The 24,089-nt window shown below is 68.7% G+C and carries 27 protein-coding genes and 1 pseudogene; 12 read left to right on the top strand and 16 right to left on the bottom strand.

The genetic code is table 11. The features are described from left to right. The first annotated feature begins 36 nt into the window (after window positions 1–36). Window positions 37–1,008, top strand: a complete 972-nt coding sequence (locus KF796_10975; GenBank protein ID MBX3587156.1) for a tripartite tricarboxylate transporter substrate binding protein — start codon at window positions 37–39, stop codon at window positions 1,006–1,008. 12 nt (window positions 1,009–1,020) lie between these two features. Continuing rightward, entirely contained in the window at window positions 1,021–1,899 is an 879-nt protein-coding gene (locus tag KF796_10970; protein ID MBX3587155.1) for a TauD/TfdA family dioxygenase, read from the top strand. Here KF796_10970 and KF796_10965 read toward each other — a convergent pair. The 4 genes and pseudogenes from KF796_10965 to dusA all read right to left on the bottom strand — a co-directional run bounded on the left by KF796_10965 (window position 1,880) and on the right by dusA (window position 4,313). Next, a pseudogene (locus KF796_10965) lies at window positions 1,880–2,482 on the bottom strand (trimeric intracellular cation channel family protein). The gene KF796_10970 and the pseudogene KF796_10965 overlap by 20 nt on opposite strands. Before the next feature lie 26 nt (window positions 2,483–2,508). Continuing rightward, window positions 2,509–2,784 carry a hypothetical protein gene (locus KF796_10960; GenBank protein ID MBX3587154.1) on the bottom strand — a complete coding sequence of 92 codons (276 nt, stop codon included), beginning with the start codon at window positions 2,782–2,784 and terminating at the stop codon, window positions 2,509–2,511. A gap of 10 nt (window positions 2,785–2,794) precedes the next feature. Beyond that, window positions 2,795–3,154 carry a hypothetical protein gene (locus KF796_10955; protein ID MBX3587153.1) on the bottom strand — a complete coding sequence of 120 codons (360 nt, stop codon included), beginning with the start codon at window positions 3,152–3,154 and terminating at the stop codon, window positions 2,795–2,797. A 172-nt stretch (window positions 3,155–3,326) separates the two neighbouring features. Then, the gene (gene dusA, locus KF796_10950; GenBank protein ID MBX3587152.1) at window positions 3,327–4,313 is read right to left on the bottom strand and encodes a tRNA dihydrouridine(20/20a) synthase DusA; all 987 of its coding nucleotides are present in this window, start codon (window positions 4,311–4,313) and stop codon (window positions 3,327–3,329) included. Window positions 4,314–4,516: 203 nt separating this feature from the next. Between dusA and KF796_10945 the strand changes: the two genes are divergently transcribed. After that, the gene (locus KF796_10945) at window positions 4,517–4,921 is read left to right on the top strand and encodes a hypothetical protein (protein MBX3587151.1); all 405 of its coding nucleotides are present in this window, start codon (window positions 4,517–4,519) and stop codon (window positions 4,919–4,921) included. Window positions 4,922–4,929: 8 nt separating this feature from the next. Here KF796_10945 and KF796_10940 read toward each other — a convergent pair whose 3' ends face one another. From KF796_10940 to phaC, 7 genes are all read right to left on the bottom strand, one after another. Next, window positions 4,930–6,222 carry a hypothetical protein gene (locus KF796_10940; protein ID MBX3587150.1) on the bottom strand — a complete coding sequence of 431 codons (1,293 nt, stop codon included), beginning with the start codon at window positions 6,220–6,222 and terminating at the stop codon, window positions 4,930–4,932. Between the two features lie 110 nt (window positions 6,223–6,332). Continuing rightward, window positions 6,333–7,040, bottom strand: a complete 708-nt coding sequence (locus tag KF796_10935; protein MBX3587149.1) for a response regulator — start codon at window positions 7,038–7,040, stop codon at window positions 6,333–6,335. After that, window positions 7,037–8,590, bottom strand: coding sequence for a HAMP domain-containing protein (locus tag KF796_10930; GenBank protein ID MBX3587148.1), 1,554 nt, complete (start codon window positions 8,588–8,590; stop codon window positions 7,037–7,039). Before KF796_10930 ends, KF796_10935 begins: the two co-directional genes overlap by 4 nt. A 78-nt stretch (window positions 8,591–8,668) precedes the next feature. After that, complete coding sequence (locus KF796_10925; protein ID MBX3587147.1) at window positions 8,669–9,865, bottom strand: hypothetical protein; 1,197 nt, start codon at window positions 9,863–9,865, stop codon at window positions 8,669–8,671. A gap of 87 nt (window positions 9,866–9,952) precedes the next feature. After that, window positions 9,953–10,690: an acetoacetyl-CoA reductase gene (gene phbB / locus KF796_10920; protein MBX3587146.1), complete on the bottom strand. Its 738-nt coding sequence runs from the start codon at window positions 10,688–10,690 to the stop codon at window positions 9,953–9,955. Window positions 10,691–10,774: 84 nt separating this feature from the next. Beyond that, window positions 10,775–11,956, bottom strand: coding sequence for an acetyl-CoA C-acetyltransferase (locus KF796_10915; GenBank protein ID MBX3587145.1), 1,182 nt, complete (start codon window positions 11,954–11,956; stop codon window positions 10,775–10,777). Between the two features lie 122 nt (window positions 11,957–12,078). Beyond that, a complete protein-coding gene (gene phaC, locus KF796_10910; GenBank protein MBX3587144.1) occupies window positions 12,079–13,791 on the bottom strand; it encodes a class I poly(R)-hydroxyalkanoic acid synthase in 1,713 nt (570 codons plus the stop codon). Window positions 13,792–13,878: 87 nt separating this feature from the next. Between phaC and KF796_10905 the strand changes: the two genes are divergently transcribed. Further along, window positions 13,879–14,169 (top strand): hypothetical protein, encoded by a 291-nt coding sequence (locus KF796_10905; GenBank protein MBX3587143.1) that lies wholly within the window; start codon window positions 13,879–13,881, stop codon window positions 14,167–14,169. Here the strand turns inward: KF796_10905 and KF796_10900 are convergent. From KF796_10900 to KF796_10880, 5 genes are read right to left on the bottom strand one after another with little or no spacing between them, the layout of a single operon-like run. Then, window positions 14,101–14,913, bottom strand: coding sequence for a laccase domain-containing protein (locus KF796_10900; GenBank protein MBX3587142.1), 813 nt, complete (start codon window positions 14,911–14,913; stop codon window positions 14,101–14,103). The genes KF796_10905 and KF796_10900 overlap by 69 nt on opposite strands. Window positions 14,914–14,921: 8 nt before the next feature. Beyond that, a complete protein-coding gene (maiA, locus tag KF796_10895) occupies window positions 14,922–15,590 on the bottom strand; it encodes a maleylacetoacetate isomerase (GenBank protein MBX3587141.1) in 669 nt (222 codons plus the stop codon). A 19-nt stretch (window positions 15,591–15,609) separates the two neighbouring features. Beyond that, a complete protein-coding gene (locus tag KF796_10890; GenBank protein ID MBX3587140.1) occupies window positions 15,610–15,918 on the bottom strand; it encodes an AzlD domain-containing protein in 309 nt (102 codons plus the stop codon). Further along, the gene (locus KF796_10885) at window positions 15,908–16,612 is read right to left on the bottom strand and encodes an AzlC family ABC transporter permease (protein MBX3587139.1); all 705 of its coding nucleotides are present in this window, start codon (window positions 16,610–16,612) and stop codon (window positions 15,908–15,910) included. The genes KF796_10890 and KF796_10885 overlap by 11 nt, the downstream gene beginning before the upstream one ends. Next, entirely contained in the window at window positions 16,609–17,331 is a 723-nt protein-coding gene (locus KF796_10880; GenBank protein ID MBX3587138.1) for a GntR family transcriptional regulator, read from the bottom strand. Before KF796_10880 ends, KF796_10885 begins: the two co-directional genes overlap by 4 nt. Window positions 17,332–17,410: 79 nt before the next feature. Here KF796_10880 and KF796_10875 point away from each other — a divergent pair, with 79 nt between their 5' ends. From KF796_10875 to KF796_10840, 8 genes are all read left to right on the top strand, one after another. Beyond that, window positions 17,411–18,889 carry a Rieske 2Fe-2S domain-containing protein gene (locus KF796_10875; protein MBX3587137.1) on the top strand — a complete coding sequence of 493 codons (1,479 nt, stop codon included), beginning with the start codon at window positions 17,411–17,413 and terminating at the stop codon, window positions 18,887–18,889. Then, a complete protein-coding gene (locus KF796_10870) occupies window positions 18,886–20,364 on the top strand; it encodes a glutamine synthetase (protein MBX3587136.1) in 1,479 nt (492 codons plus the stop codon). Before KF796_10875 ends, KF796_10870 begins: the two co-directional genes overlap by 4 nt. Before the next feature lie 12 nt (window positions 20,365–20,376). Continuing rightward, entirely contained in the window at window positions 20,377–20,721 is a 345-nt protein-coding gene (locus KF796_10865) for a 2Fe-2S iron-sulfur cluster binding domain-containing protein (protein ID MBX3587135.1), read from the top strand. 21 nt (window positions 20,722–20,742) lie between these two features. Then, window positions 20,743–21,045, top strand: a complete 303-nt coding sequence (locus KF796_10860; GenBank protein ID MBX3587134.1) for an antibiotic biosynthesis monooxygenase — start codon at window positions 20,743–20,745, stop codon at window positions 21,043–21,045. A gap of 138 nt (window positions 21,046–21,183) precedes the next feature. After that, complete coding sequence (locus KF796_10855; GenBank protein MBX3587133.1) at window positions 21,184–21,741, top strand: RNA polymerase sigma factor; 558 nt, start codon at window positions 21,184–21,186, stop codon at window positions 21,739–21,741. Beyond that, window positions 21,738–22,178 (top strand): hypothetical protein, encoded by a 441-nt coding sequence (locus tag KF796_10850; protein MBX3587132.1) that lies wholly within the window; start codon window positions 21,738–21,740, stop codon window positions 22,176–22,178. Before KF796_10855 ends, KF796_10850 begins: the two co-directional genes overlap by 4 nt. Beyond that, window positions 22,175–22,654: a periplasmic heavy metal sensor gene (locus KF796_10845; protein MBX3587131.1), complete on the top strand. Its 480-nt coding sequence runs from the start codon at window positions 22,175–22,177 to the stop codon at window positions 22,652–22,654. Before KF796_10850 ends, KF796_10845 begins: the two co-directional genes overlap by 4 nt. Before the next feature lie 50 nt (window positions 22,655–22,704). Next, on the top strand, window positions 22,705–24,087 hold the full coding sequence (locus tag KF796_10840; GenBank protein ID MBX3587130.1) for a DUF1800 domain-containing protein: 1,383 nt from the start codon (window positions 22,705–22,707) through the stop codon (window positions 24,085–24,087). Window positions 24,088–24,089: the final 2 nt, after the last annotated feature.

Below are 24,089 nucleotides of genomic sequence, written 5' to 3'. Positions count from 1 at the left end.
TTATTTCAGAACAACGTTCCAAATTTAAGGATTTCTATGAGACAAGCTCCGTTCGTTCGCCTTCTGTTGGCTTCTGCATTGGCCTTGACCGCTTTGGTTGCACCCGTCCAGGCGCAGGATTTTCCCAAGGGCCCGGTCAAGATGATTATTCCGTTTCCGCCAGGGGGCCCCACTGACACGGTGGGCCGCCTGCTGGGCATGAAGCTGCAGGAGATGTGGGGCCAACCGGTGGTGATCGACTACAAGCCGGGCGCGGGCACGCTGATTGGCGTGGACTACGTGGCCAAGGCGGCCCCCGATGGCTACACCTTCGGCATTGTCAATTCGTCGTTCACGGTCAACCCTTCCATGCGCAAGACCATGCCGTACAACACCGAGAAGGACCTCACCGGCATCACCCAGCTCGCCAACCTGCAACTGGCGATTGTGGCCCGCCCGGATGCCCCCTTCAACACCCTGCCCGAGCTCATTGCCTATGCCAAGCGGAATCCGCAGAAGGTGACCTATGGCACACCGGGCGCCGGCGGCACGACCCACCTTGGCGCCGAGTTGCTCAAGCGCGAAGCGGGTTTTGAAATGCTGCACTCGCCATTCAAGGGCAGTTCACCCGCGCATACCGAGCTGATCGGCGGGCGCATCGACCTGGTGGTGGACCCGTTTTTGTCGATTCTTCCGTACGTGAAGGCCGGCCGAATGAAGATGATCGCCACCTTCGGCGACACGCGCGTGCCGGGCTACAACTACCCCACCGTGGCCGAAACCGTGCCTGGCCTGAGCGTGAACGCATTGCTGGGCTTTGTCGCCCCCACGGGCACGCCCGCAGCCATTGTTCAAAAAATCCAGGCCGACACCGCCAAGGTCCTGGCCAGCCCCGATGTGCGCAAACGGATCGAGGAACTGGGCATGGAGGTGGTGGCCTCGCGCCCGGACCAGTTCAACGGCTTCATTCACAGCGAGATGAAGAAGTGGGCCAAAGTCATTGCCGAGTCCGGCATCAAGGTTGAATAAGGAAGCTTGGCCATGAGCCTGAAACTCACCCCGTTGCACCCCCACTTTGTGGCAGAAGCCAGTGGGCTCGACCTGACCCGCAAGCCGAGTGACTCCGAAGTCCGCCAGATCAATGCAGCGATGAACCAGTACGCCGTGCTGGTCTGGCGGGGCCAGCCCCTGACCGCACAGCAGCAGCTGGACTTTGCGCGGTCGTTTGGCCCGCTGGACATTGGCCTCAAGCGGGTCTTCAAGCGCCCCGAACGGCTCGAGGACGAGCGGCTCATCGACATTTCCAATGTCGGTGCAAACGGCGAGGTCGCTGGCAGGGACTCCCCCAAGAACCTGTCCAACTTTGCCAACCAGCTCTGGCACAGCGACAGCTCATTCATGAATCCCCGCGCGGCCTATTCGATGCTGCACTCTGTGGTCAACCCCAGTTGGGGCGGGAACACCGAGTTTGCCGATTTGCGCGCCGCCTACGATGCGCTCGACGAGCGGACGCGGGCCGAAGTGGAACACCTGCAGGCCGAGCACTTTGCGTTGCACACCCGCCTGCTGCTGGGCGACGACGCCTACACCGATGACCAGAAGCGCGAAATCCCGCCCGCCGTGTGGCCACTGGTGAGCACGCACCCGGGTTCGGGGCGCAAGGTGCTTTTTGTGGGCGTTCATGCCCGACAGATCATTGGCTGGCCAACGGCAGAAAGCCGCATGTATCTGCTCGACCTGCTTGAGCACGCCACCCAACGCGAGTTTGTCTATCAGCACCGGTGGGAGACTGGCGACCTCGTCATCTGGGACAACCGGAGCACCCTGCACAGGGGGCGGCGATTTGACATTGCGCAGCGCCGCGAGTTGCGCCGCACAACCATCAATGACACCCCCGAGGCTATGCTGATGGCGGCGTAAACCGCGGCAGCTCAATCCCCCAGGCCACCGCCGCCAGCCGCAGCGCGGCAATGCCCACCAGGCTCACGCCAAAGGCCACGGCGCGTGGCACGCCAAGGCGCTGCAGCAGCAGGTACAGCGCAACGCCGGCAATGGCGGCGCTGGCATAGATGTCTTGCCGCAGGATCAGCGGCACCTTGGCGGTGAACACGTCGCGCAGCAGCCCGCCGCCCACGCCCGTGAGCGTGCCCATGAGCACCACCACCAGCGCCCGGTGCCCGGTGCGCTCGGCCAGCTGCGCGCCCGACATGGCAAACAGCGCCAGGCCCAGCGCATCGGCAATCAGCAGCGCGTGAAACGGGATGGGCAGCACCTGCACATAGCCCACGGTGAGCAGGGCAGCGGCCAGGATCACATACAGCGGCCACGGGTCTTCCATCCAGAAGATGGGGTGGCGGTTGAGCAGCAGGTCGCGCAGGGTGCCGCCGCCAATGGCGGTGATGGAGGCCAGCACCACCACGCCCAGCAGGTCCAGCCCCGAGTGCATGGCGGCCAGCGCGCCGCTCACGGCAAACACGGCCACGCCGGCCAGGTCCAGCAGGTAGAACACCGCGCCCTGCCCTGACCGCCTCAGTGCTTGAAGAAAAAGTAGCCCGCCGCCGCGGCTGCGGCCAGCGCCATGGCTATCCACTTGCCCGGGCCGGAGCGGGGCTGCTCGCCGGGTGCGCGGGTCGGGGCCCCGGCGGTGCGGTCGTCCAGCGACTGGCGGTACAGGTCGATCACGTCCTTGGCCTCCTTGAGCCCCAGGCCGCTGGATTCGCGGTAGAGCTTGATGGCCTCGATGGTCTGGCCCGATTGCAAGGCATCCCGGACGGCGGAAGGTAGAGGGGGTGGTGGCATGGGCATGGGCCCAATGCTACTCCCCGCGGGGCGTCTCGTTGCTGGGCCGGTAGGCGCTGGCGCGCAGGCCTTCAATCGGGCGGACCTCAAACGTCAGGCCGCAGGCCAGGCAGGGGTTCCGGGAGGCGATGGCCGCGGCCTCGTTCAGGCTGCCCGCCACGATGAACCAGTAGCCGCCCACCACCTCCTTGGCCTCGGCAAAGGGGCCATCCGTCACGCCGGCGCGGGACACCACCCTGCCGCCCGTGGCCAGCCGCTTGCCGGGCTTGAATACGCCCGTGGCCACAAGCTCGTCGTGCCAGGCATAAAAGGCGTCGATCGCGGCCTGGATCTCTTCGGCGGTCTTGTCCCGGTCCCACTGGCCGCGGGAGAGCATCAGGTATTCGGAGTTGGGCAATGTGTCGGTCATGGGGCTGGGTCAGAGGGGTTCACGGGGTTGCGGATCAGGGCAATTTTGCTACTCATTTGATAGCTGAAAGTGGCCGCCCCGCCTGGACTCCAGCCCTTTTTGGCTTGAAACCAGAGGTTTGCGGCACTTTCAGGCCGCCTCAAGCCGCTTCCGGCACCGCGTCACGCACGGCCTGGTGCGCCAGGGCCATCACTTCATGCGGGTCCAGGGCCTTGAGCTTGTGGTCGCTCCACACCTGGCGCCAGCGGCGCGCGCCGGGCAGGCCGTTGCGCAGGCCCAGCATGTGGCGCGCAATGTTGCTCCAGGGCGTGCCGTGGGCGGCGGCTTCGCGGGCCATGTAGTCGCACATTTGCGCTTCGACCTGTTCGCGTGTGACGGCTTCGACAGGCTCCGCCCGAACGGTCTGCGCGCTGAAGAACTCCGCGTCCCACTGCGCCAGCCACCAGGGGTTGTGATAGGCCTCGCGGCCCACCATCACGCCATCCACCAGTTGCAACTGCCCGGCCACCTGGGCGCTGGTGGTGATGCCGCCGTTGATGGCAATGGTCAGGTGCGGGAAGTCGGCCTTGAGCCGGTGCACCAGCGCGTAGCGCAGCGGCGGCAGGTCGCGGTTCTCCTTGGGGGACAGGCCCTTGAGCCAGGCGTTGCGCGCGTGCACGGTAAAGACCTTGCAGCCGGCCTCGCTCACGGCGCCCACAAAGTCGCGCACAAAGGGGTAGCTTTGCGGCGTGTCTTCGGTGTGGTCAATGCCAATGCGGTGCTTCACGGTCACGGGCACTCCCACCACGTCCACCATGGCCTTGACGCAGTCGGCCACCAGTTGCGGCTCGGCCATCAGGCAGGCGCCAAACGAGCCGCGCTGCACGCGCTCGCTGGGGCAGCCGCAGTTGAGGTTGATCTCGTCGTAGCCCCACTGCTCGCCCAGCCGCGCGCAATGCGCCAGGTCGGCCGGCTCGCTGCCGCCCAGCTGCAGGGCCACGGGGTGTTCCTCGGCGTTGAAGCGCAGGTGGCGCGGCACGTCGCCATGGACCAGCGCGCCGGTGGTCACCATCTCGGTGTACAGGAGCGCGTGGCGGCTCAGCAGGCGGTGGAAGTAGCGGCAGTGCCGGTCGGTCCAGTCCATCATGGGCGCCACGCTCAGGCGCCAGGGGTTCAGGGGGGTGAAATGGGCTTGCACAAAAAGGACTGTAACGGCTGCCCGCCAGCCACTACCATTTGAGGGTCAAGGGAGTGTCGGAATTTGTCCTGCAAGGCGCCGGAACCGTCGCTGACACCAGGACTGCTCGTTTTGGGCGGTAATGAAACCACTACCGCTTCCAAGGAGTCGCCATGAAACCCTTTGTTCTCGAACGCAGCATGCTCACCATGGGCGGCGTGTTCTACCCCACGGGGCACATGTTTGTGATGTTCCCCACGCCAGCGGATGCAAAGGACGCCGTCAAGGCCCTGCTGGCCGATGGCTACAACGGGGAGTCGTTCACCGAGGTGCCGTCCGAAGCCATCCTGGGCCCGGTGGCCAGCACGGTGGGCGCCGCCGACGCCCCCCTGCCCTCGGCCGGCACCGAGGCCAATACCGTGCGCCGCTTTGCCGAGCTGGCGGCCCAGGGCCATTGCGCGCTGATGATCCACGCCCCCTCGTCCGAAGAAACCGAGCACATCATGCAGGTGCTGGCCCGCTCACGCATTTCGTACGCGCAGAAGTACCGCCACCTGGTGATCGAAGACCTGGCCTGAGCCCCTTCTTATTGGCGGAACGGGCTGGAGAACTTGGGGTCGCCCGGCAACGAGGTGTCGTTCAGCGTGCGTAAAAACGCCACCAGGGCCGCCTTGTCGGACTCAGGCAGGTTGAGCTGGCGCGGCGCGCCATTGCCGCCGCGCAGCCGGTTGTCCAGCGCCGGGCCGTCCTTGACGCCGCTGTTGTAGTGCTCGACCACCTGTTCCAGTGAAGAGAACCGCCCGTCGTGCATGAAGGCCGCGCTCATGCCCACGTTCTTGAGTGAGGGCGATTTGAAGATGGTGGTTTCCCCCGCATCAAGCCCGTTGCTGCGCGAGTTGGCGGTGAGCGCAAAGGTGGGTGGCGCGTGGCAGGCCGCGCAGTTCAGCCCGCCCTGGTTGGCATTGCCCATGAAGAGCTGGCGGCCGCGGTTCTCTTGCGCGGTAAAGCCGGCAATGGGCGTGTTGAGCCCGTTGTCGTTGGCCGCGGGGTTGAAGGTCTGGGCATAGCCGTCGTCCCAGCGGCTGCTCACGGCCACCATGCTGCGCTGGAACTGCGCCAGCGCGCGCTGGATGCGCACCTCTGAAATGGTGGCATCGCCAAAGGCAAAGGCGAACAGCTCGGGGTAATACGGCAGCGACTGCATCTTGGTCAGCAGCGCGGCCAGGCCGCCATTGCTGGCGTCAAAGCCCATTTCCACGGGGTGCTGGATGGGCTGCGTGGCCTGGTTTTCCACCGAGGTGGCGCGCTTGTCCCAGAACATGGTGCCGGGCGCGTAGTAGCGCACATTGCCCAGCCGCATGGCGTGGGCCGTGGTCAGCCCGCCGGCAAAGCCGGTGCTGAAGCGGCTGCTGTCGGCAAAGCCCTGGGCCTGCTGGTGGCACGAGGCGCAGGCCACGGTGTTGTTCACGCTCAGGCGCTTGTCATAAAACAGCACGCGGCCCAGCGTGGCGGCGGCGTTGGTGGCCGGGTTGTTGGCGGGTGTGTTGTCGCTGTTGGCCACGCCGCCGCCATAGTAGGCGGGCAGCGTGGGCGCGGCGTAGTTGAACAGGTTGCCCAGGTCCAGGTTGACAAAGGCCGCGGCGGGCGCGGACAAGGCCGGGCCCGTGGGAGTGGCTGGGGTGGTGGGTGTGGCCGGGGTAGCCGTGCCGGTCGTGGTGGTGGTCGTTATTGTGGTGGTGGTGCTCACCGGCGTGGTGACGGCGGCCGCCACGGTGTCGGTGCCACCGCCGCCCCCGCCGCAAGCGGCGAGCAGCAGGCTCAGGGCCAGGCCACAGGCCTGGGCCGTCTTGCGGCTTGTGAGGTTGGGGTGTTGGGTCATGGGTCGCCTCCGTCGTTTGGTGCGGTTCCCATTGTCAAAACCATTTGTGGAGCGACTGTGGAGTGAATGCCGGGGCCGGCTTCACATTGCGCTGGCGCGCGTGACGCAGGTCACGGCGCGGGGTCTTCGGCGTCGGGGTCGAAGCGGTAGCCCATGCCATAGACCGACACAATGGCCGAGCCCTGCGGCCGGGCCTTGCCGATCTTGCGCCGCAGGTTCTTGATGTGGCTGTCGATGGCGCGGTCGGTGGTGTCGCGAAAGTCGTCGTGCACGCTCTCCAGCAGGGCATTGCGCGAGAACACGTGGCCGGGCCGCGACAGCAAACGCTTGAGCAGGCGGAACTCCAGCGGCGTGAGCGGCAGCGAGTGCTCTTCCCAGGCAATGCGCATGGCACTGTCGTCGACCCGGAAGCCGTGCGACGGCGTGCCCGGCCCGAGCCGCCCTTCGGCGCGGCGCAGCAGCGCCTTGATGCGCGCCACCACCTCGCGCGGGCTGAAGGGCTTGCACACGTAGTCGTCGGCGCCCACCTCCAGGCCAATGAGCCGGTCGATCTCGTCAATGCGCGCGGTCACCATGATGATGGGCACGGCCGAGAAGCGGCGCACCTCGCGGCACACCTCCACGCCGTCCTGGCCGGGCAGCATGATGTCCAGCAGGATCAGCGCGGGCTCCATGCGCTGCACCTCGGGCACCACCTGCAGGCCGTTGCCAATGATGGCGGTGGCAAAGCCCTGCGCCTTCAGGTAGTTGTCGAGCATGTCGGCAATGCGCGGGTCGTCTTCCACAATCAGGATGCGGCGGGGTGCGGGCGTGTTCATGGGTGCTCCGGCATGAGGGGCAGTGTCACGGCAATGCACAGCCCGCCCAGTGGCGAGGCCTGGGCGCGGATGCGCCCGCCGTGAGCCTGCACAATGGCGCGGCAAATGGCCAGGCCCAGGCCGCTGCCGCTGGTCTGGCCCGCGGCGTCATCGGCGTCGCGGTGCCGCTGGCGCGCCTCGTCGGCGCGAAACAGGGGCTCGAACAGCTGGTCGAGCTGCTCGGGCCGCACGCCGGGCGGGGTGTCTTCCACGCGCAGCTCCAGCGCATGCCGGTCAAACACCCACTGCACGCGCACCCGCCCTGGGGCCGTGGTGTAGCGCAGGCTGTTCTCCAGCAGGTTGGTCAGCAGTTGCTCGATGCGGCCAAAGTCCCAGCGCGCCTGCACGGCCGGGCCGGACAGCAGCTCGATGGCCAGCCCGGCCTTCTGCGCGCGGGGCACAAAGCGCTGCACGGCGCGCGCCAGCGCGGCCGAGGCATCGCCGTCGCTGAACTCGCAGCGCAGCGCGCCCAGGTCGGCCATGGACAGGGTGTGCAAATCATTGACCAGCCGCACCAGGTGCAGCACCTCGGCGCGCAGGTTGGCCAGCACCTGGGGCGTGGGCTGGCGCGCGCCGTCTTCAATGGACTCCAGCTCGCCCAGCAGCACCGACAGCGGCGTGCGCAGTTCGTGCGAGATCTGCGCGATCCAGCTGCGCCGCGCGCCTTCCAGCGACTTGAGCGAGGCCGCCATGCGGTTCACATCGGCGATCAGGTCGGCCATCTCGCGCGAGCCCGATTCGGGCACCGCCACATCCAGCTCACCGCCGGCAATGCGCCGCGTGGCGGCCTGCACCCGGCCCAGCGGCGCGCCCAGCCAGCGCGCGGCCAACCAGGCCGCCAGCAGCGCCAGCGCCAGGCTGCCGCCCGCGGCCAGCGCCAGGCCCAGGTACTGGCGGCGCAGGAAGCGCGCATCCACCCCCTCCAGGCCGGCACTGGGGAGCATGCGCACATAGGCCACGACCCGCCCATCCACCTGCACGGGCTCCTCCAGCAGCGCGCGGTCGGCGGGCAGGTCCGGGCCGCCCACGCGCTGGCGCTGCAGGTTCACCACCTGGATGCGGCGCGTCACGCTGTCAGGCGCCGCGCCGCGGGGCGGCGGCGCCTGCGCCGGTTCGGGGGCCGGCGCTGGTGCCGGTTCAGCCGCCCCGGGGGGGGCCGGGGGTGGCCCGTCGCGACGCGGTGGCGGGGGGCGTTGCCCGCGCGGTGGGCGGCCGTCGGGCGGCGGGCGCCAGTTGGCCGGCGGCGCCAGGCCCTCGCGGGTCAGGAACTCGTCCATCAGCTCGCGCATCGGCAGGCCCTGCCCGCTGCCCGGCGCCATGCCTGGGTCCCAGCGCGCGCGCTGCGCCACCACCTGGGCAAAGCGCTCAAGCTGCTGGGTGTCGCGCGAGCGCAGGTAGTCGCTGAAGCCGGCCTGCAGGTTCCACGCCACCAGGCCGCCCACGGCGGCAACGGCCAGCAGCACGATGCCGACCATGAGCAGGGACAGTTGGTGAACGATGCGTAGGCGCATGGCAGTGGGTAACCCGGTGCGTCGAATACTAGGGGATGGCCCGCGCCGTTTGTGAAGGGGCTCTCCACAATCTGCGCATCATGCCGCCACCGCCCGCCCGAACAGCACCATCAACAGGCCCAGCAAGGCCAGCGCGGCAAACGCCCAGCCCCGCAGGCGCGACGCCGGCAAGGCCAACGCCGCACGCGCGGCAATGGCCGCCTGCAGCGCGTAGTACAGCGCGAAGGCGCGCGAGGCATAACTCACGATTTCAAACACATCCACCGACCAGGTCAGCAGCAGGCCCAGCGCCACCAGCAGCGCGTAGGCCTGGCGCGGCGAGAGCCGGTCGCGCGTGAGTTCGGCCATCAGCCCGCCCGAGCCGCTGGAGTCGGCCACGGCCGCGCTGAACTGGGCCGCCAGCGCGCCCGCCACCAGAAACACGGGCAGCACGGGCGCGACCACCGCCATCATGGCCACGATGGCGGTCTCGGTGAGCTTGAAGTCGGCGCGCTCGAACACATAGGCAAACAGCGAGATGTACACCACGTAGATCAGGCTGGAGATCCACTGCGAGTTGCGCATGGACCGGATGCGGGTAGACGCGTCGTACTCGGCGCCCAGGTAGCGCGAGGTTTCAAAGCCCTGCACCGTGACGATCAGGCCAAAGGCCAGCGCCAGCCCCGGCAGCAGTGGCTGCTGCACGGCGTCGAACACCAGTTGGCCGGCCGAAGCCTGGCGCCCGAAGTACACGCCCAGCCCGGCCAGCAGCCCCGCAATCACGGCCAGCTTGGCCGTGACCGTGACATATTGCAGGCGCTCCAGCGCCCGGAAGCCCCCTGCCCAGCCGATCACCAGGATGACCAGGTAGGCCGCGCTGGTGACCAGCACCGCATGGAGGTGGTCGTTGTGGCGGGTCAGGCTGACGCTGAAGGCGCCAAACAGGTTGAGGTAATAGGCCACCGAAATGATGTACGCAAAGGCCAGCGCCCAAGAGGCCGCCTGCTCCAGTTGGCGGGCCAGCGGCGAGTCCTGGCTGATGGCCTGGCCGCCATGCGCGATGTTGAAGCGGATGGCCGCCCCGAACAGATAGGCCACGCCGCACAGGCCCATCATGACCAGCGGTGCATAGAGCCCGTACGAATGCTGAAGAATGGGCCCCAGCAGCAGGAAGCCGCTGCCGATGATGGACGCCAGCGGTGTGATGGTGGCGCGCCACGGCCGCGAGCGCACGAACCACGGCGAGAACAGCAGCGCCGCGGTGGCGATGACGATGCCGCTGATGAAGAGGTTCAACAGTGGGCTTTCAGTGTTGCGATGCCGGGCAGGCACCAAGCAAAAACCCGCCGAAGCGGGTTTTTGAACCGGGGCCCCAGGGGGGCATCAGCCCATGTGCAGGCCACCATTGACCGAGAAATCAGCGCCGGTGGCGTAGCCGCCTTCTTCAGACGCCAGCCAGGCAATGATGGAGGCGATTTCGCTGGGTTCGCCCAGGCGCTTGACGGGCACGGTGGCCACGATCTTGGACAGCACATCTTCGCGGATGGCCTTGACCATGTCGGTGCCGATGTAGCCCGGGCTCACGGTGTTGACCGTGACGCCCTTGGTGGCCAGTTCTTGCGCCAGCGCCATCGAGAAACCATGCATGCCGGCCTTGGCGGCCGAGTAGTTGGTCTGGCCAGCCTGGCCCTTTTCGCCGTTGACCGAGCTGATGTTGATGATGCGGCCCCAGCCCTTTTCCACCATGTCGGCCACAACCTGCTTGGTCACGTTGAACATGGAGTTGAGGTTGGTCTCGATCACCGCGTCCCAGTCCTCGCGCGTCATTTTCAGGAACATGCGGTCACGCGTGATGCCGGCGTTGTTGACCAGCACGTCGATCACGCCATGCTCGGCCTTGGTCTTGGCGAAGGCGTCCACGGTGGACTCCCAGGCACCCACATTGCCCACCGAGGCATAGAAGGTGTAGCCCAGCGCCTTTTGCTCGGCCAGCCACTTGGCGTGGTCACGCGTGGGGCCGCAGCCCGCGATGACCTTGAAGCCTTCCTTGTGCAGGCGCTGGCAGATGGCGGTGCCGATGCCGCCCATGCCACCGGTGACGTACGCAACTTTTTGACTCATTGTTCTGACTCCTTGATTTGTCCGCTATGAAATTGGGAGCAACCCACGCAGACACTGCGTGGGCCCTCATTCGATTTAACCTGATTACGCGCGTTCCACTGCGAGGGAAACCCCCATGCCGCCACCAATGCACAGGGCCGCGATGCCCTTCTTGGCGTCACGGCGCTGCATCTCGTGCAGCAGCGTCACCAGGATGCGCGCGCCCGATGCACCGATCGGGTGCCCGATGGCGATGGCGCCGCCGTTGACGTTGACCTTGGCCGCGTCAATGCCCAGCTCCTTGTTGACGGCGCAGGCCTGCGCGGCAAAGGCTTCGTTGAGCTCGAACAGGTCCACGTCAGCGGCTTTCCAGCCCGCGCGCTCCAGCGCCTTCTTGGTGGCGGGCACCGGGCCCATGCCCATGGTGGCCGGGTCCAGCCCGCTGGTGCCAAAGGCCTTGATGGTGGCCAGGGGCTTGAGGCCCATGGCCGCGGCCTTCCTGGCGCTCATCATCACCAGCGCGGCGGCGCCGTCGTTGATGCCCGAGGCATTGCCGGCGGTCACCGTGCCGGCCTTGTCGAAGGCGGGGCGCAGGCCGGCCAGCGCGTCGGCGCTGGTCTTCTTGTTGATGAATTCGTCGGCGTCGAACACCACCGGGTCGCCCTTGCGCTGGGGGATGCTCACGGGAACGATCTCGTCCTTGAACTTGCCCGCGTCCTGCGCGGCGGCGGCCTTCTGCTGGCTGCCCAGCGCCAGCGCGTCCTGCTTCTCGCGGCTGATGTCGTGGGCCTTGGCCACGTTCTCGGCGGTCACGCCCATGTGGTACTGGTTGTAGACGTCCCACAGGCCGTCCACGATCATGGTGTCGACCAGCTTCCAGTCGCCCATGCGCTGGCCGTCGCGCGAGTTGGGCAGCGCGTGCGGCGCGGCGCTCATGTTTTCCTGGCCGCCGGCCACCACGATCTCGCTGTCGCCCCAGGCAATGGACTGCGCGGCCAGCATCACGGCCTTCAGGCCCGAGCCGCACACGGCGTTGATGGTCAGGGCCGGGACTTCCTTGGGCAGGCCGGCCTTGAGCGTGGCCTGGCGCGCCGGGTTCTGGCCCGCGGCCGCCGCCAGCACCTGCCCCATGATCACTTCGCCCACCTGCGCGGGATCGACCTTGGCGCGCGCGAGCGCTTCCTTGATCACGATGGCGCCGAGTTCGGTGGCGGGGATCTTGGCGAGCGAGCCGCCGAACTTGCCCACAGCGGTGCGGACGGCTGAAACGATGACGATGTCTTCCATAAGGGTCTCCAGTTGATGTGGGTTGAAAAGGGCTCAGGCGCCGCCGGGCCGCCCCAAGGCGCCTGGGCCCCCTCGGGGGGCAGCGACCCACACGAAGTGGGGGAGCGTGGGGGCGAACATTTTCAGGCCTTGGCCTTGACATAGCGGCCCGGTGCCGCTTCGATGACTTTGTATTTGCCCTTGCCGTAGGCCTTGGGCGCAGCAATTTGCTTGCCAGCATGGCCCTTGAGCCAGCCGGACCAGTCGGTCCACCAGCTGCCCGGATGCTCCTTGGCGCCCTTGAGCCATTCGGCATGGGTCTTGGGCAGCTTGTCGTTGGTCCAGTAGCTGCGCTTGTTCTTGGCCGGCGGGTTGATCACGCCGGCAATGTGGCCCGAGGCGCCCATGACGAAGCGCTTCTTGCCCGGCAGGTGCTGGGTGGAGGCGTAGGCGCCGCCAATGGGCACGATGTGGTCTTCGCGCGAACCGTAGATGTAGACCGGCATGTCCAGCTTGCCCAGGTCCACCTTCTGGCCCGCCACCGTGCAGTGGCCGGGCTTGACGAGGTTGTTCTCGAAGTAGGTGTTGCGCAGGTACCAGGCGTACATGGGGCCTGGCAGGTTGGTGGAGTCGCTGTTCCAGTAGAGCAGGTCAAACGGCGGCGGGGTCTCGCCCTTGAGGTAGTTGCCCACCACGTAGTTCCAGACCAGGTCGTTGGGCCGCAGGAAGCTGAAGGTGCTGGCCAGGTCCTGGCCCTTGAGCAGGCCGCCGTTGCCCAGCTGCATCTCGCGGAACTTGACGAAGGCCTCGTCAATGAACAGGTCCAGCACGCCGGTGTCTGAAAAATCCAGGAAGGTGGTGAGGAAGGTGGCCGAGGCCACGGGTTTCTCGCTACGCGCGGCCAGCACGGCCAGCGCGGTGCCAAGAATGGTGCCGCCCACGCAGAAGCCCAGGGCGTTGATCTGTCCGCCCTTCTTGTCCTGGCCGGAGATTTCACGCACCACCTGGATGGCCTTGATGGCGGCGTCCTCGATGTAGTTGTCCCAGGTCAGGTGGCCCAGCGACTCGTCGGGGTTGCGCCAGCTCACCACGAAGGTGCGGTGGCCCTGCTCCACCGCATAGCGGATCAGCGAGTTCTCGGGCTGCAGGTCCAGGATATAAAACTTGTTGATGCAAGGCGGCACCAGCAGGAAGGGCCGCTCATGCACCCTGGCGGTCAGCGGCTTGTATTCGATCAGCTGGAACAGCTCGTTCTCGAACACCACGGCGCCCTCGGTGGTGCCCACGTTCTTGCCGACTTCAAACACGCTCTCGTCGGTCATGGACACATGGCCCTGGCGCATGTCGTGCAGCAGGTTTTGCACGCCCTTGGCGATGCTCTCGCCCTGCGTCTCCACGGCCTTCTTCTGCGCCTCGGCATTGAGCGCCAGGAAGTTGCTGGGCGACGAGGCGGCCATCCACTGCTCCACCGCAAAGCGGATGCGGGCCTTGGTTTTGGCATCGGCCTGCACCGCGTCGGCCAGGCCCATCAGGGTGCGCGCATTGAGCAGGTAGGCCGCGGCCGAGAACGCCGCCACGGGGTTGTGGCCCCAGGCGTCGGCCGAGAAGCGCTTGTCGTGGCTCACGGGGTTGGCGTGCAGCCCCTCGTTCCACAGCGCGGTGGCTTCCTGCACGTATTGCTGCTGCAGCTGCTGCAGCGCGTCGGGGGAGAAACTGATGGCGGGGGGCGTCAGGCCGGAGGCGGTTGCCGGGGCCAGATCCAGCCCCTGAAACGATTGCAGGGCCTTGCTCCAGCTGTCGCCAAACAGCTGTTGAAATTGCCGGGCACCCTTGGCCCAGTCTGCTTCAGAATTCATCTTGTCTCCAGATTCTGCTTTTATTCGGGTAAACCCGAGTATCTGAGGATTCATGTTGCAGCGCAACAATTTTTTCCGGATTTGCTTATGTACCTTGTCGTGATGGCCTGGGTCTATGTGGCCCTGATGATGAGCGTGGCCGAGGCCACCAACAGCAATGGTACGGTGCTTGGGGCGGTCTTTACCTTTTTACTCTACGGCGTCGGCCCTGTCGCCTTGGTGGTTTACCTGATGGGCTGGCCCTCGCGCAAGCGCGCCCTCAAGGCCCGCGAGGCGGCCGAGCTGCAGGCCGCCAGCGCGGCGGCGGCCTCAGACGCGCCAGATGCAGGCGGCGAAGCGGCCGCTGACGCGGTCGCGCCGGTGCGAAAAGAACCGTGAGGGGTTGCCCACGGTGCACCAGGCCGCGCTGCCGTCATTGCCGTAGACCTGGGTGACGCCCAGCGCCGCAAGGCGCTGGCGCGCGAGGCCGGGCAGATCGGCCAGCCACTTGCCCGCGCCATGCGCGCGGAACAGGCCCGCGGCGGCCGGGTCGTGGGCCTCGAACGCGGCCTTGACTTCGGGCCCCACTGCAAACGCCTGCGGACCAATGCAGGGGCCCAGCCAGGCCAGCAGCCTGGGGGCGCTGCCCCGGCCATCTGCTCCGTTTTTCATAGCGCGTGGTGGCCGCCCCGCCTGGACTCCAGCCATGATTCGCTCATAAACCTGCTCCAGGACGCCCCGGCCACCGGTTCCGGCCAGGCCGCGCCAGCCCGCATGCGCCGCCGCCACCGTGGAGCCCTCTTCATCGGTGAACAGCACGGGCAGGCAGTCGGCCACCATGATCGTGCAGGCCACGCCCGGCGCGGTGGCGATGCAGGCGTCGGCCTGCGTGCCATCGGCGCTGGCGGCGTTCAGTTCCAGCACCTGCGTGCCATGCACCTGCTGCAAGAACACCGGGCGCGCACCCAGCTGCTGGCGCAGCGCTTCGCGGTGGGCCGCGACACACGCGGGGTCGTCGCCCACATGGTCACCGAGGTTGAAGCCGTCATAGGGCGGCAGCGAGCCGCCGCCCGCGCGCGTGGTGCACACGGCACGCACCGACGCCGGGGCGGGCCAGTCGGGCAGGAGCCAGTCGGCGTGCACGCGGGCGCTCAGGGCTCGTTGTCAGGGCAGCTGGAGGGCTGGGCCTTCTGGAACGCCGGGTGCGCCATGCAGGCGTCAAACGCCGCCATGGTGCGCGTCAGGCCGTCGTAGCTGGTGTTGAAGCGCCGGCCATTGAAGATCTGCGGCACCAGGCAGCAGTCGGCCAGTGTGGGGGTGTCGCCCCAGCAATAGACCGAGGGCGCCAGGCCCGCGGCCTTGCGCTGGTCTTCGACCACCGCGAGCTGGCGCTCGAACGCCTCCAGCCCGTCGCGCACCCAGTGGCGGTACCAGGTGTTCTTGGTCTCCTCGTCGACCTTGAGTTCGCGCACCAGGTACTTGAGCACGCGCAGGTTGTTCAGCGGGTGGATCTCGCAGGCAATCAGTTGGGCCAGCGCGCGCACGGTGGCGCGCTGCACCGGGTCAACGGGCAGCAGCGCCGGCGCCGGCTGGGTCTCGTCCAGGTACTCGATGATGGCCAGGGACTGGGCCAGCGCGTCGCCCGCGTCGGTCACCAGCGTGGGCACGAGGTTGGTGGGCGACACCGCCGAATAGGCCGGCGCCTTGTGCTCGCCCTTGACCAGGTGCACGGGGATGTAGTCGTACGGCAGGCCCTTGAGTTCGAGCGCGATGCGCACGCGGAACGAGGCCGAGGAGCGGAAGTAGTTGTAGAGCTTCATGGGAGGCAAGGATAAACCGTCAAACAGGCAGCAGCCAGCGGCACAGCCCTACCGCGGCCACGCCCGCCAGCACCGCCGCCACGTCCTTGCCGGTGAGCTTCATGGCGAGCACGACCGCTGCCAGCCCGGCGAGTTCGGGCCACTGCCCGGCCGTGGCGGCAGGCGTGACGATGCCGATCATCACCGCCAGCGGGATCGCCTTGAGGGCCGCCTCGACACGCGGTGTGATGCGCACATAGCCCATCAGCAGGTGGCCGCCAATGCGGCAGGCATAGGAGGCGATGGCCATGCCGGCCAGCGCGAGCAGGAAGGGATCGTCAACGGCCATGGCGCCACGCCCCCACGGTGCCGCCCGCCAGCCCCGCGGCCACGATGTACCAGCCGCCAGGCAGCAGCCTGTGGCAGACCAGGGCAGCCAGCGCCGCGGCCGCGGCGGGCCACAGGTCGGTCCGGCCGCGCCACATCTGCAGGCCGATGACCGCGGCAAAGGCCACCAGCACGAAGTCCAGGCCAAAGGTGGCCGGATGGGGCACCTGCCGGGCCAGCAGGTGGCCGGCCAGCGTGCCCAGCACCCAGGGCACGAACATGGCAACGCCCGAGCCCAGCACGTAGCCGGCGTCGCGGTAGCCGGCCTCGTATTCGCGCATCGCCATGGCCCAGCTGCCATCGCCCAGAAAGAACAGGGTGCCGTAAGCCTGGCCCCGGCTGGCCTGGCTGAGCCAGGGATAGATCGCGGCCCCGTACAGCACATAGCGGGCGTTGAGCACGAGGATGGTGACCACCAGCGGCGTGATCAGCGCCGCGCCGGTCCAGCCCTGCAGCGTGGCCAGTTGCGCGCTGCCGGAGTAGACCACCGCGCTCATCAGCATGGCCTGCAGGCTGGTCAGCCCGCGCTCGCTGGCGACCACCCCGAACACCAGCGCATAGAACACCACGCCGGGCGCCAGTACCTGCGCGGCAAAAAAGCCGCGCCGCACCCCGTCGGTGGTGAAGCTGACCGGGGGCGGCGCCGCCCCGCTCACCGCCCCACCACCAGGCGGATCGCGGGCATCACGCGCTCGGTCTCGGCGCGCCGCTCCAGCGCCATGCGCATGTTCATCTGGGCCACCTCGATGTGCTCCACGGCCAGTGCCTGCGCGCGCGCGCCCTCGCCGGCCTGCAGCGCGGCCACCAGCATGTGGTGCTGGCGGTGGGCGTAGTGCATCCAGTCGCGGTCCTGCTCGAGCGTGGACTGCATGGGCAGCATGGCCGAGGCCGAGGCAAACGGCAGCTTGTCGTTCAGCGCCACGGCGCGCTGCAGCGCGCGGTTGCCGCTGGCCTCCAGGATGAGCGCGTGGAAGCGGTCGTTCATGGCCGCATAGGCGGCGTAGCTGTCAAAGGTCAGCGGGTTGGCGGCCAGGGCCTGGTCGCCCTCGGCCAGGCAGGCCTGCAGGTCGCCCTGCAGCTGGCGCGAGACGCCATGCTCGGCCACCAGCCGCGCCGCCATACCCTCGAGGTGGCCGCGCACGGCAATGGCGTCGGCCACCTCGCGCGGCGTGTACTGGCGCACCAGGTACTTGCCGGTGTCGTTGGCCTCGACCAGCCCCTCCTGTTCCAGCGTGACCAGCGCGGCACGCACCGGGGTGCGCGAAGCGCCCAGCCGCTCGGCCAGCTGCTGCTCGGCCAGGCGCTGGCCGGGTTCGAATTCGCCGCGCAGGATCAGGTCGCGCAGCTGGATCAAAACGGTCTCTTGCAAGTTCATGGCCACAACTGTACACTGAATTTAAATTTCGGTATACCGTTTTAGGCCTTTAGTTCAGGCCACCCCTTCAGGAGCCCCCATGAAAGCAGAGCAGAACGAGTTGATCACCCGCATTGGCCCGGGCACCGCCTGCGGCGAGGTGCTGCGCCGCTACTGGCAGCCCGTGGCCCTGGTGGACGAATTCAACCCGGCGCTGGACCCGCGCATGGCGCAGCGGCCCGTCAAGGCCGTGCGCGTGATGGGGCAGGACCTGGTGCTGTTCAAGGACGGCCAGGGCCGCTGGGGCCTGCTGGACCGCGACTGCCCGCACCGCGGCGCCGACCTGTCGTTCGGCCGGCTCGAATCGGCCGCCGACGGCGCGCCCGGTGGCGACGGCCTGCGCTGCCCCTTTCATGGCTGGAAGTTCGCGGTGGACGGCACCTGCCTGCAGACCCCGGCCGAGCCCACGGGCAGCAAGCTGTGCGAGCGCGTGCGCCAGCGCAGCTACCCGGTGCAGGAACAATGCGGCGCGATCTTCGCGTGGATGGGCCCCGAGGGCACCGAGCCACCGCCCTTCCCCGCGTTTGACTGCTTCACCGCGCCGGCCAGCCACACCTTTGCCTTCAAGGGTTTGTGGAATGCCAACTGGCTGCAGGCGTTCGAGGTGGGCATTGACCCGGCGCACCCCTCGTTCCTGCACCGCTTCCTGCAGGACGAGGCGCTGGCCGACATCGGCAGCAATGCCGCGGGCAAGCAGTTCCGCAGTGCCAGTGCCGGCGCCATTGACGGCGAGCAGTGGCCGATGACCCGCATCATGCGCGAGTTCGCGCAGCCCGAGATCAGCTTCGAGCCCCAGCCCTACGGCCTGCAGATCACGGCGCTGCGGCCCATGACCGGGCAGCTGACCCATGTGCGCGTGACCAATGCCATCTTCCCGGCCACGTTTGTCATTCCGCTGTCCGAGACCATGACCATCACCCAGATGCATGTGCCGGTGGACGACACCCACACCTACTGGTATTCGTTCTTCACCAGCTTTGCCGGCCCGCTGGACCGCGAAGCCATGCGCGCGCAGCGCCAGCAGTTCATCAGCCTGCCCGACTACATCCCCAATGCCGGGCGCCACAACAACTGGGGCTTCAACGCCGAGGAGCAGCGCACCGAAACCTACCTGGGCATGGGCGAGGAAGACATCAACGTGCACGACCAGTGGGCCGTGGAAAGCATGGGCGCCATCCAGGACCGCACGCGCGAGCACCTGGGCACGTCGGACAAGATCATCATGGCCAACCGGCGCGTGCTGCTCAAGGCGATCGAAACCGTCCAGGCCGGCGGCACCCCGCCCGGCCCGGCCGATGCCTCACTGGCCGCCGGCATGACCGGCCCTGACACCGTGGACGGTGTGGCCCCGGCCGGCACCTGGGCCCAGTGGTGGCGCGACCAGGCGCAGGCCAAGCGTGACCGGGCCCCGTGGACCCACCCTGCCATTCGCACTGAGCCCTTCGACAAGCTCGGGACAGGCCCTGTCGAAGTGCTCGCGCCGGCTTCGACAAGCTCAGCCCGAACGGGTGCCGAGTGAGCACCTTCGCCCAACGCTGCGGCGTGCATGACGCCGCGCGCGAAAGCGCGCTGGCCCGCGCCGCCCAACTCATGGGTGGCAGTGGCCTGGAACTGGTGCGCTTCGCCTGGTGCGACGTGCACGGCGTCACGCGTGGCAAGACGCTGGTGGCCGCCGCGGCCGCGCAGGCCATGCAGGCGGGCGTGGGCATGGTCAGCACGCTGATGCTCAAGGACACCTCCGACCGCACGGCGTTCAAGGTGTTCGAGCCCGGCGGCACAGCCGACCTGCCCGGCTTTGGCCAGGCCAACAACCTGATGCTGCTGGCCGACCCCGCGAGCTTCCGCCAGTTGCCCTGGACGCCGGCCACGGGCTGGGTGCAATGCCAGCCCTGGTTCCAGGACGGCACGCCCGTGGAACTGGACACGCGCCGCGTGCTGCAGCGCGCGCTGGCCCGTTTGGCCAAGGCGGGCTACGCGATGCGCTGCGGTCTCGAGGTGGAACTGCACATCTACCGCATCACCAGCACGCAGGACCAGCTCGACCCGGCCCAGGCCGCGTGGCCGGGCCTGCCGCCCGAGGTGGCGCTGATCCACCCCGGCTACAACCTGCTCACCGAGGCCTGGTACGACCTGGCCGAAGAGCCCATGCGCATCGTGCAGCACACGGCGCAGGCGCTGGGCCTGCCTCTGCTGTCGCTGGAGGTGGAGCTGGGCCCGAGCCAGGTCGAGGCGGTGTTCGACGTGACCGACGCGCTGACCGCCGCCGACAACATGGTGCTGTTTCGCAGCGCCGTGAAGCAGGCGCTGCGCCGCGCGGGCTACCACGCCACCTTCATGTGCCGACCGCCCTTTGCCAACATCATGTCCAGCGGCTGGCACCTGCACCAGTCGCTGGTGGACGCTGCCACGGGCGACAACCTGCTGCGCCGCGACACGCCGGCCGCCGGCAGCACCGGCGCCGATGCGCAGCACACGCTGTCGGCGCTGGGCGAGCATTACCTGGCGGGGCTGCTGGCGCATGCACGCGGCATGGCCGTGTTCTGCACGCCCACGGTCAATGGCTTTGGCCGCTTCCGGCCCAACGCGCTGGCGCCGCAATCGGTGCTGTGGGGACGCGACAACCGCGGTGCCATGCTGCGCGTGGTGGGCGAATGCGGCGACGCCGGCACGCGCATCGAGAACCGCATCGGCGAGCCGGCCGCCAACCCCTACCTCTACCTCGCGTCGCAGATCCACGCGGGCCTGGACGGCATCGCGCGCCAGCTCACGGCGCCGCCGGCCACCGACACCCCCTATGCCGACAGCCACACGCGCCTGCCCACCAGCCTGGGCGAAGCCCTGCAGGCCCTGCAGGACGACCGCGTGATGGTGGACGCGTTCGGCACCGACTTCATCCACTACTTCAGCCGCATCAAGCAGTCCGAGCTCACGCGCCACGAGATGGCCGACGACAAGGACGATTTCCAGCGGCGCGAATACTTCAGCCGGTTCTGACCGGCCCCCACCATGAGCCAGACAATTGCTATTCATTTCGTAGCGCACAGTGACCGCCAGTCAAGGACTCCAACCACTATTGAGGCCAAAACCGGGCAATCGCTGATGCAGGCGGCGGTGTCAGCCAATGTGGCCGGCATCGAGGCCGATTGCGGGGGCCTGCTGACCTGCGGCACCTGCCATGTGCTGGTGCGCGAACCGCATGCGAGCCTGCTGCCCGCGCCCGGCGATGACGAGCTGGCCATGCTCGAGTTCACCGCGGTGCCGCGCGAGCCCCACAGCCGCCTGAGCTGCCAGATCGACCTGACCAGCGCGCTTGACGGCCTCACGCTAGACTTGCCTGCCAGCCAGCACTGAACCGCCCCCAGGAGCCGCCCCATGATTCTTGAACTCGCCGACATCCGCATCCAGCCTGGCCAGCAGGCCGCCTTTGACGAGGCCATCCAGCGCGGCATTGCCACCGTCATCTCGCAGGCCCGGGGGTTCCAGGGCTTCAAGGTCAACAAGGGCATCGAGTCGCCCGAGCGCTACATCCTGCAGATCTTCTGGGACACGCTGGAAGACCACACCGTGGCCTTCCGCGGCGGTCCGCTGTTTGCGCAGTGGCGCGCCATCGTGGGCCCGTTCTTCGCCGTGCCCCCCACCGTCGAGCACTTCGAGCTGCTGGCCAAGTCCGCCTGAGATCGCGGCCCGCAACCGGGGAGCGAACCCGGAGCGGCGACGGATTTGCGCGCCAGCCGCGTTCAAGCGTTGACAGGACCGGTGGAAGGGGCCGCGTAGCGCCCGCAGACCGATTTCACATGCATGCCATGGTGACCATTGATCAACGATGACCCCGATGCTGAACTGCTGGCGCGCGTCGGCCGCGGCGAGCCGCGAGCCATGCAAGAACTCGTCACCCGCAAGCTGCCGCGCGTGCTCGCCCTGGCGGTGCGCCTGCTGGGCCGGCGCAGCGAGGCCGAAGAGGTCTCGCAGGAAGCCTTTGTGCGGGTCTGGAAGCAGGCCGCCAGTTGGCAGCCGGGGCAGGCCCGCTTTGACACCTGGCTGCACCGCGTGGTGCTCAACCTGTGCTACGACCGGCTGCGCGCCCGGCATGACGAGCCAGCCGCTGACGACAGCCCCGAGCCGGCCGACCCGGGCCCCGCGCCCGACGAATCACTGCAGGCTGCCCAGCGCAGCCGCCAGGTGGCCGCGGCCCTGGCCGCGCTGCCGGCCCGCCAGCGCGAAGCCCTGGTGCTGCAGTACTACCAGGAGTTCTCCAACGGCGAGGCCGCCATGCTGATGGGCATCAGCATCGAGGCCCTTGAAAGCCTGCTGGCCCGCGCGCGGCGTGCGCTGCGGGCCCGGCTCCTGGGCGACGGAAAGGAAACACCATGACCCCTGAACGATTCCTGGCCCTGCTGGACGCCTGCGGCAGCGACCTGCGCCGCTGGCCCGACGCCGAGCAGGACGCCGCCCACCGGCTCGCAGCCATGAACCTCCCTGAACTGCGCGCCGCGCAGGCGCAGGCCGCAGCGCTGGACGGCTGGCTGGGCGACCACGCCGTGGCCGCGCCCGGCGAGGCCCTGCAACAGCGCATCCTGGCCCTGGCCCCCGTGGGCCAGGTACCTTCGCGTGCCACCTGGAAGCCGGCGCCCGGCTGGCACTGGCTATGGCCCGGCGCCGGCCTGGCGGGTGCGGGGCTGGCGGGCACGCTGACCGGGGCCCTGGCGGTGTCGGTGGCGCTGAGCAGCGCGCCCCGCCCGCTCGGCCCTGACGGGCCCGAGCGCATCATGGCCTTCAGTGCCCCCCTGGCCGACTGGAGCGAAGAATGACCGGGCCCACGCTCAACCGCTGGCTGCTGGCCTCGGTGGTGCTGAACATCTTCCTGGTGGGCGGTGCGGCCGGGGCGGCCTGGCGCTGGTGGGCCGCCGACCGGGCCACGGCCACCGCCCCGTCCGCGCAGCGCGGCCTGCGCTTTGCGGCGGACGAATTGCCCGAGGCCCAGCGGCGCGCCTACCTCATGGGCTTGCGCGAGGCCCGGCGCGACGCCAGTGCCAGCATCCAGACCTCGCGCGAAGGCCGGCACGAGGTGCTGCGCCTGCTGGCCGAACCCCAGTTCGACCGCGCCGCCACCGCCGCCGCGCTGGCCCGGGTGCGCGAAGCCGACACCGCCTCGCGCACCCGGATGGAAACGGCCGTGCTTGATTTCGCCGCCACCCTGCCCCCCGGGCAGCGCGAGAAGCTGACCCAGGGCCTGGCGCGGCGCACCGCCCTGGGCCCACCGGCCACGGCAACGCCCCGGCCCTGAAGCGACGGATGTGGGGCGCAGCGGCGTTTAACGTCGCACCAGGAGGTTCCATGACCCTTTCCGCCGACATGCAGGGCGCCGCCGCCGCGCTGAACCGCTTCGGGCTCGGCGCGCGCCCCGACGAGCCACTGCCGGCCCAGCCCCGGGCCTGGCTGCTTGGCCAGTTTGAACGCTACGCGGCGGCGCCGCCTGCCTGGGCCGCCGAACCGGCCAGCGCCACGCTGGTCACCAGCTACCTGGACTACCAGCGCGCGCTGCGCCAGGCCGACGCGGGCAACGAGCTGGCCATTCGCCGGAAGCTCGCCGCCGATTCGCGCGAGCGCTACCGCTCGGCGGTCACGGCCCGGGCCGCGAGCGCGCTGGACACGCCCGCGCCGTTCGCCGAGCGGCTGGTGCACTTCTGGGCCAACCACTTCGCCGTGTCGATCGACAAGAACCCGCTGGCCTCGCTGGCCGGCTCGTTCGAGGCGGAAGCCATCCGCCCCCACGTGTTCGGCCGCTTTGAAGACATGCTGCTGGCGGTGCAGCGCCACCCGGCCATGCTGCTGTACCTGGACCAGGCCCGCTCGATCGGGCCGGGCAGCCCCGCCGGCCTGCGGTCACGCCCCGGGCGCCAGCGCGGCCTGAACGAGAACCTGGCCCGCGAAATCCTCGAGCTGCACACGCTGGGCGTGCGCAGTGGCTACGGGCAGGACGATGTGGTGGAACTCGCGCGCGGGCTCACAGGCTGGAGCATCGGCGGCATGCCCGGCCTGCCGCCCGGGGGCACGCCCGGCGGTTTCGCCTTTCATGCCGCCTTGCACGAACCCGGCCCGCGCCAGCTTCTGGGGCGGCGCTACGACCAGCCCGGTGAGGCCCAGGCCCAGGCCATGCTGCGCGACCTGGCAAGCCAAGCCGCCACGGCGCGGCACGTCGCCACCAAGCTGGCGCGCCATTTCGCCGGCGATTCACCGCCCCCGGCGCTGACCGAACGCCTGGCCCAGGCCTTCACGCGAAGTGGCGGGCACCTGCCTGCGGTGTACCGGACCCTGATCGAGGCACCGGAGATCTGGGGCCTGGCACAGCCCAAGTTCAAGACTCCCTGGGAGTGGACGCTGTCGTCACTGCGGGGGCTGGGCCTGCGCGAGCCGGGCGCGGTGCCCATCGCCCCCATGCTGGTCCAGCTGGGCCAACCCGTGTGGCGCCCGGGCTCGCCGGCCGGCTTCGACGATGTGGCCGAGAGCTGGATGGCGCCCGATGCGCTGATGCGCCGGGTGGAACTGGCCCAGCGCCTGGCTGAGCGGGCCGCCAGCACCGCCGACGCCCGATCGCTGGGCCCCAGGCTGCTGCCCGGCGGGCTGAGCGACGCCACCGCCACCGTGCTGGCGCGGGCCGAGAGCCCGGCCACGGCACTGGCGCTGTTGCTGGCCTCGCCCGAATTCCTCAGGAGATAAAC

The sequence above is a fragment of the Ramlibacter sp. genome (genome assembly GCA_019635435.1).
In the GTDB taxonomy this organism is placed as follows: Bacteria; Pseudomonadota; Gammaproteobacteria; order Burkholderiales; family Burkholderiaceae_C; genus JAHBZM01.
The sequence above is the reverse complement of the archived record's forward strand: the minus strand, read 5'-3'. Positions and strand labels throughout refer to the sequence as shown.

Coding starts and splice junctions, on each gene's coding strand:
- KF796_10975 (MBX3587156.1), top strand. CDS start 37: ATGAGACAAGCTCCGTTCGTTCGCCTTCTGTTGGCTTCTGCATTGGCC.
- KF796_10970 (MBX3587155.1), top strand. CDS start 1,021: ATGAGCCTGAAACTCACCCCGTTGCACCCCCACTTTGTGGCAGAAGCC.
- KF796_10960 (MBX3587154.1), bottom strand. CDS start 2,784: ATGCCCATGCCACCACCCCCTCTACCTTCCGCCGTCCGGGATGCCTTG.
- KF796_10955 (MBX3587153.1), bottom strand. CDS start 3,154: ATGCTCTCCCGCGGCCAGTGGGACCGGGACAAGACCGCCGAAGAGATC.
- dusA (MBX3587152.1), bottom strand. CDS start 4,313: ATGATGGACTGGACCGACCGGCACTGCCGCTACTTCCACCGCCTGCTG.
- KF796_10945 (MBX3587151.1), top strand. CDS start 4,517: ATGAAACCCTTTGTTCTCGAACGCAGCATGCTCACCATGGGCGGCGTG.
- KF796_10940 (MBX3587150.1), bottom strand. CDS start 6,222: ATGACCCAACACCCCAACCTCACAAGCCGCAAGACGGCCCAGGCCTGT.
- KF796_10935 (MBX3587149.1), bottom strand. CDS start 7,040: ATGAACACGCCCGCACCCCGCCGCATCCTGATTGTGGAAGACGACCCG.
- KF796_10930 (MBX3587148.1), bottom strand. CDS start 8,590: ATGCGCCTACGCATCGTTCACCAACTGTCCCTGCTCATGGTCGGCATC.
- phbB (MBX3587146.1), bottom strand. CDS start 10,690: ATGAGTCAAAAAGTTGCGTACGTCACCGGTGGCATGGGCGGCATCGGC.
- KF796_10915 (MBX3587145.1), bottom strand. CDS start 11,956: ATGGAAGACATCGTCATCGTTTCAGCCGTCCGCACCGCTGTGGGCAAG.
- phaC (MBX3587144.1), bottom strand. CDS start 13,791: ATGAATTCTGAAGCAGACTGGGCCAAGGGTGCCCGGCAATTTCAACAG.
- KF796_10905 (MBX3587143.1), top strand. CDS start 13,879: ATGTACCTTGTCGTGATGGCCTGGGTCTATGTGGCCCTGATGATGAGC.
- maiA (MBX3587141.1), bottom strand. CDS start 15,590: ATGAAGCTCTACAACTACTTCCGCTCCTCGGCCTCGTTCCGCGTGCGC.
- KF796_10890 (MBX3587140.1), bottom strand. CDS start 15,918: ATGGCCGTTGACGATCCCTTCCTGCTCGCGCTGGCCGGCATGGCCATC.
- KF796_10880 (MBX3587138.1), bottom strand. CDS start 17,331: ATGAACTTGCAAGAGACCGTTTTGATCCAGCTGCGCGACCTGATCCTG.
- KF796_10875 (MBX3587137.1), top strand. CDS start 17,411: ATGAAAGCAGAGCAGAACGAGTTGATCACCCGCATTGGCCCGGGCACC.
- KF796_10865 (MBX3587135.1), top strand. CDS start 20,377: ATGAGCCAGACAATTGCTATTCATTTCGTAGCGCACAGTGACCGCCAG.
- KF796_10860 (MBX3587134.1), top strand. CDS start 20,743: ATGATTCTTGAACTCGCCGACATCCGCATCCAGCCTGGCCAGCAGGCC.
- KF796_10850 (MBX3587132.1), top strand. CDS start 21,738: ATGACCCCTGAACGATTCCTGGCCCTGCTGGACGCCTGCGGCAGCGAC.
- KF796_10845 (MBX3587131.1), top strand. CDS start 22,175: ATGACCGGGCCCACGCTCAACCGCTGGCTGCTGGCCTCGGTGGTGCTG.
- KF796_10840 (MBX3587130.1), top strand. CDS start 22,705: ATGACCCTTTCCGCCGACATGCAGGGCGCCGCCGCCGCGCTGAACCGC.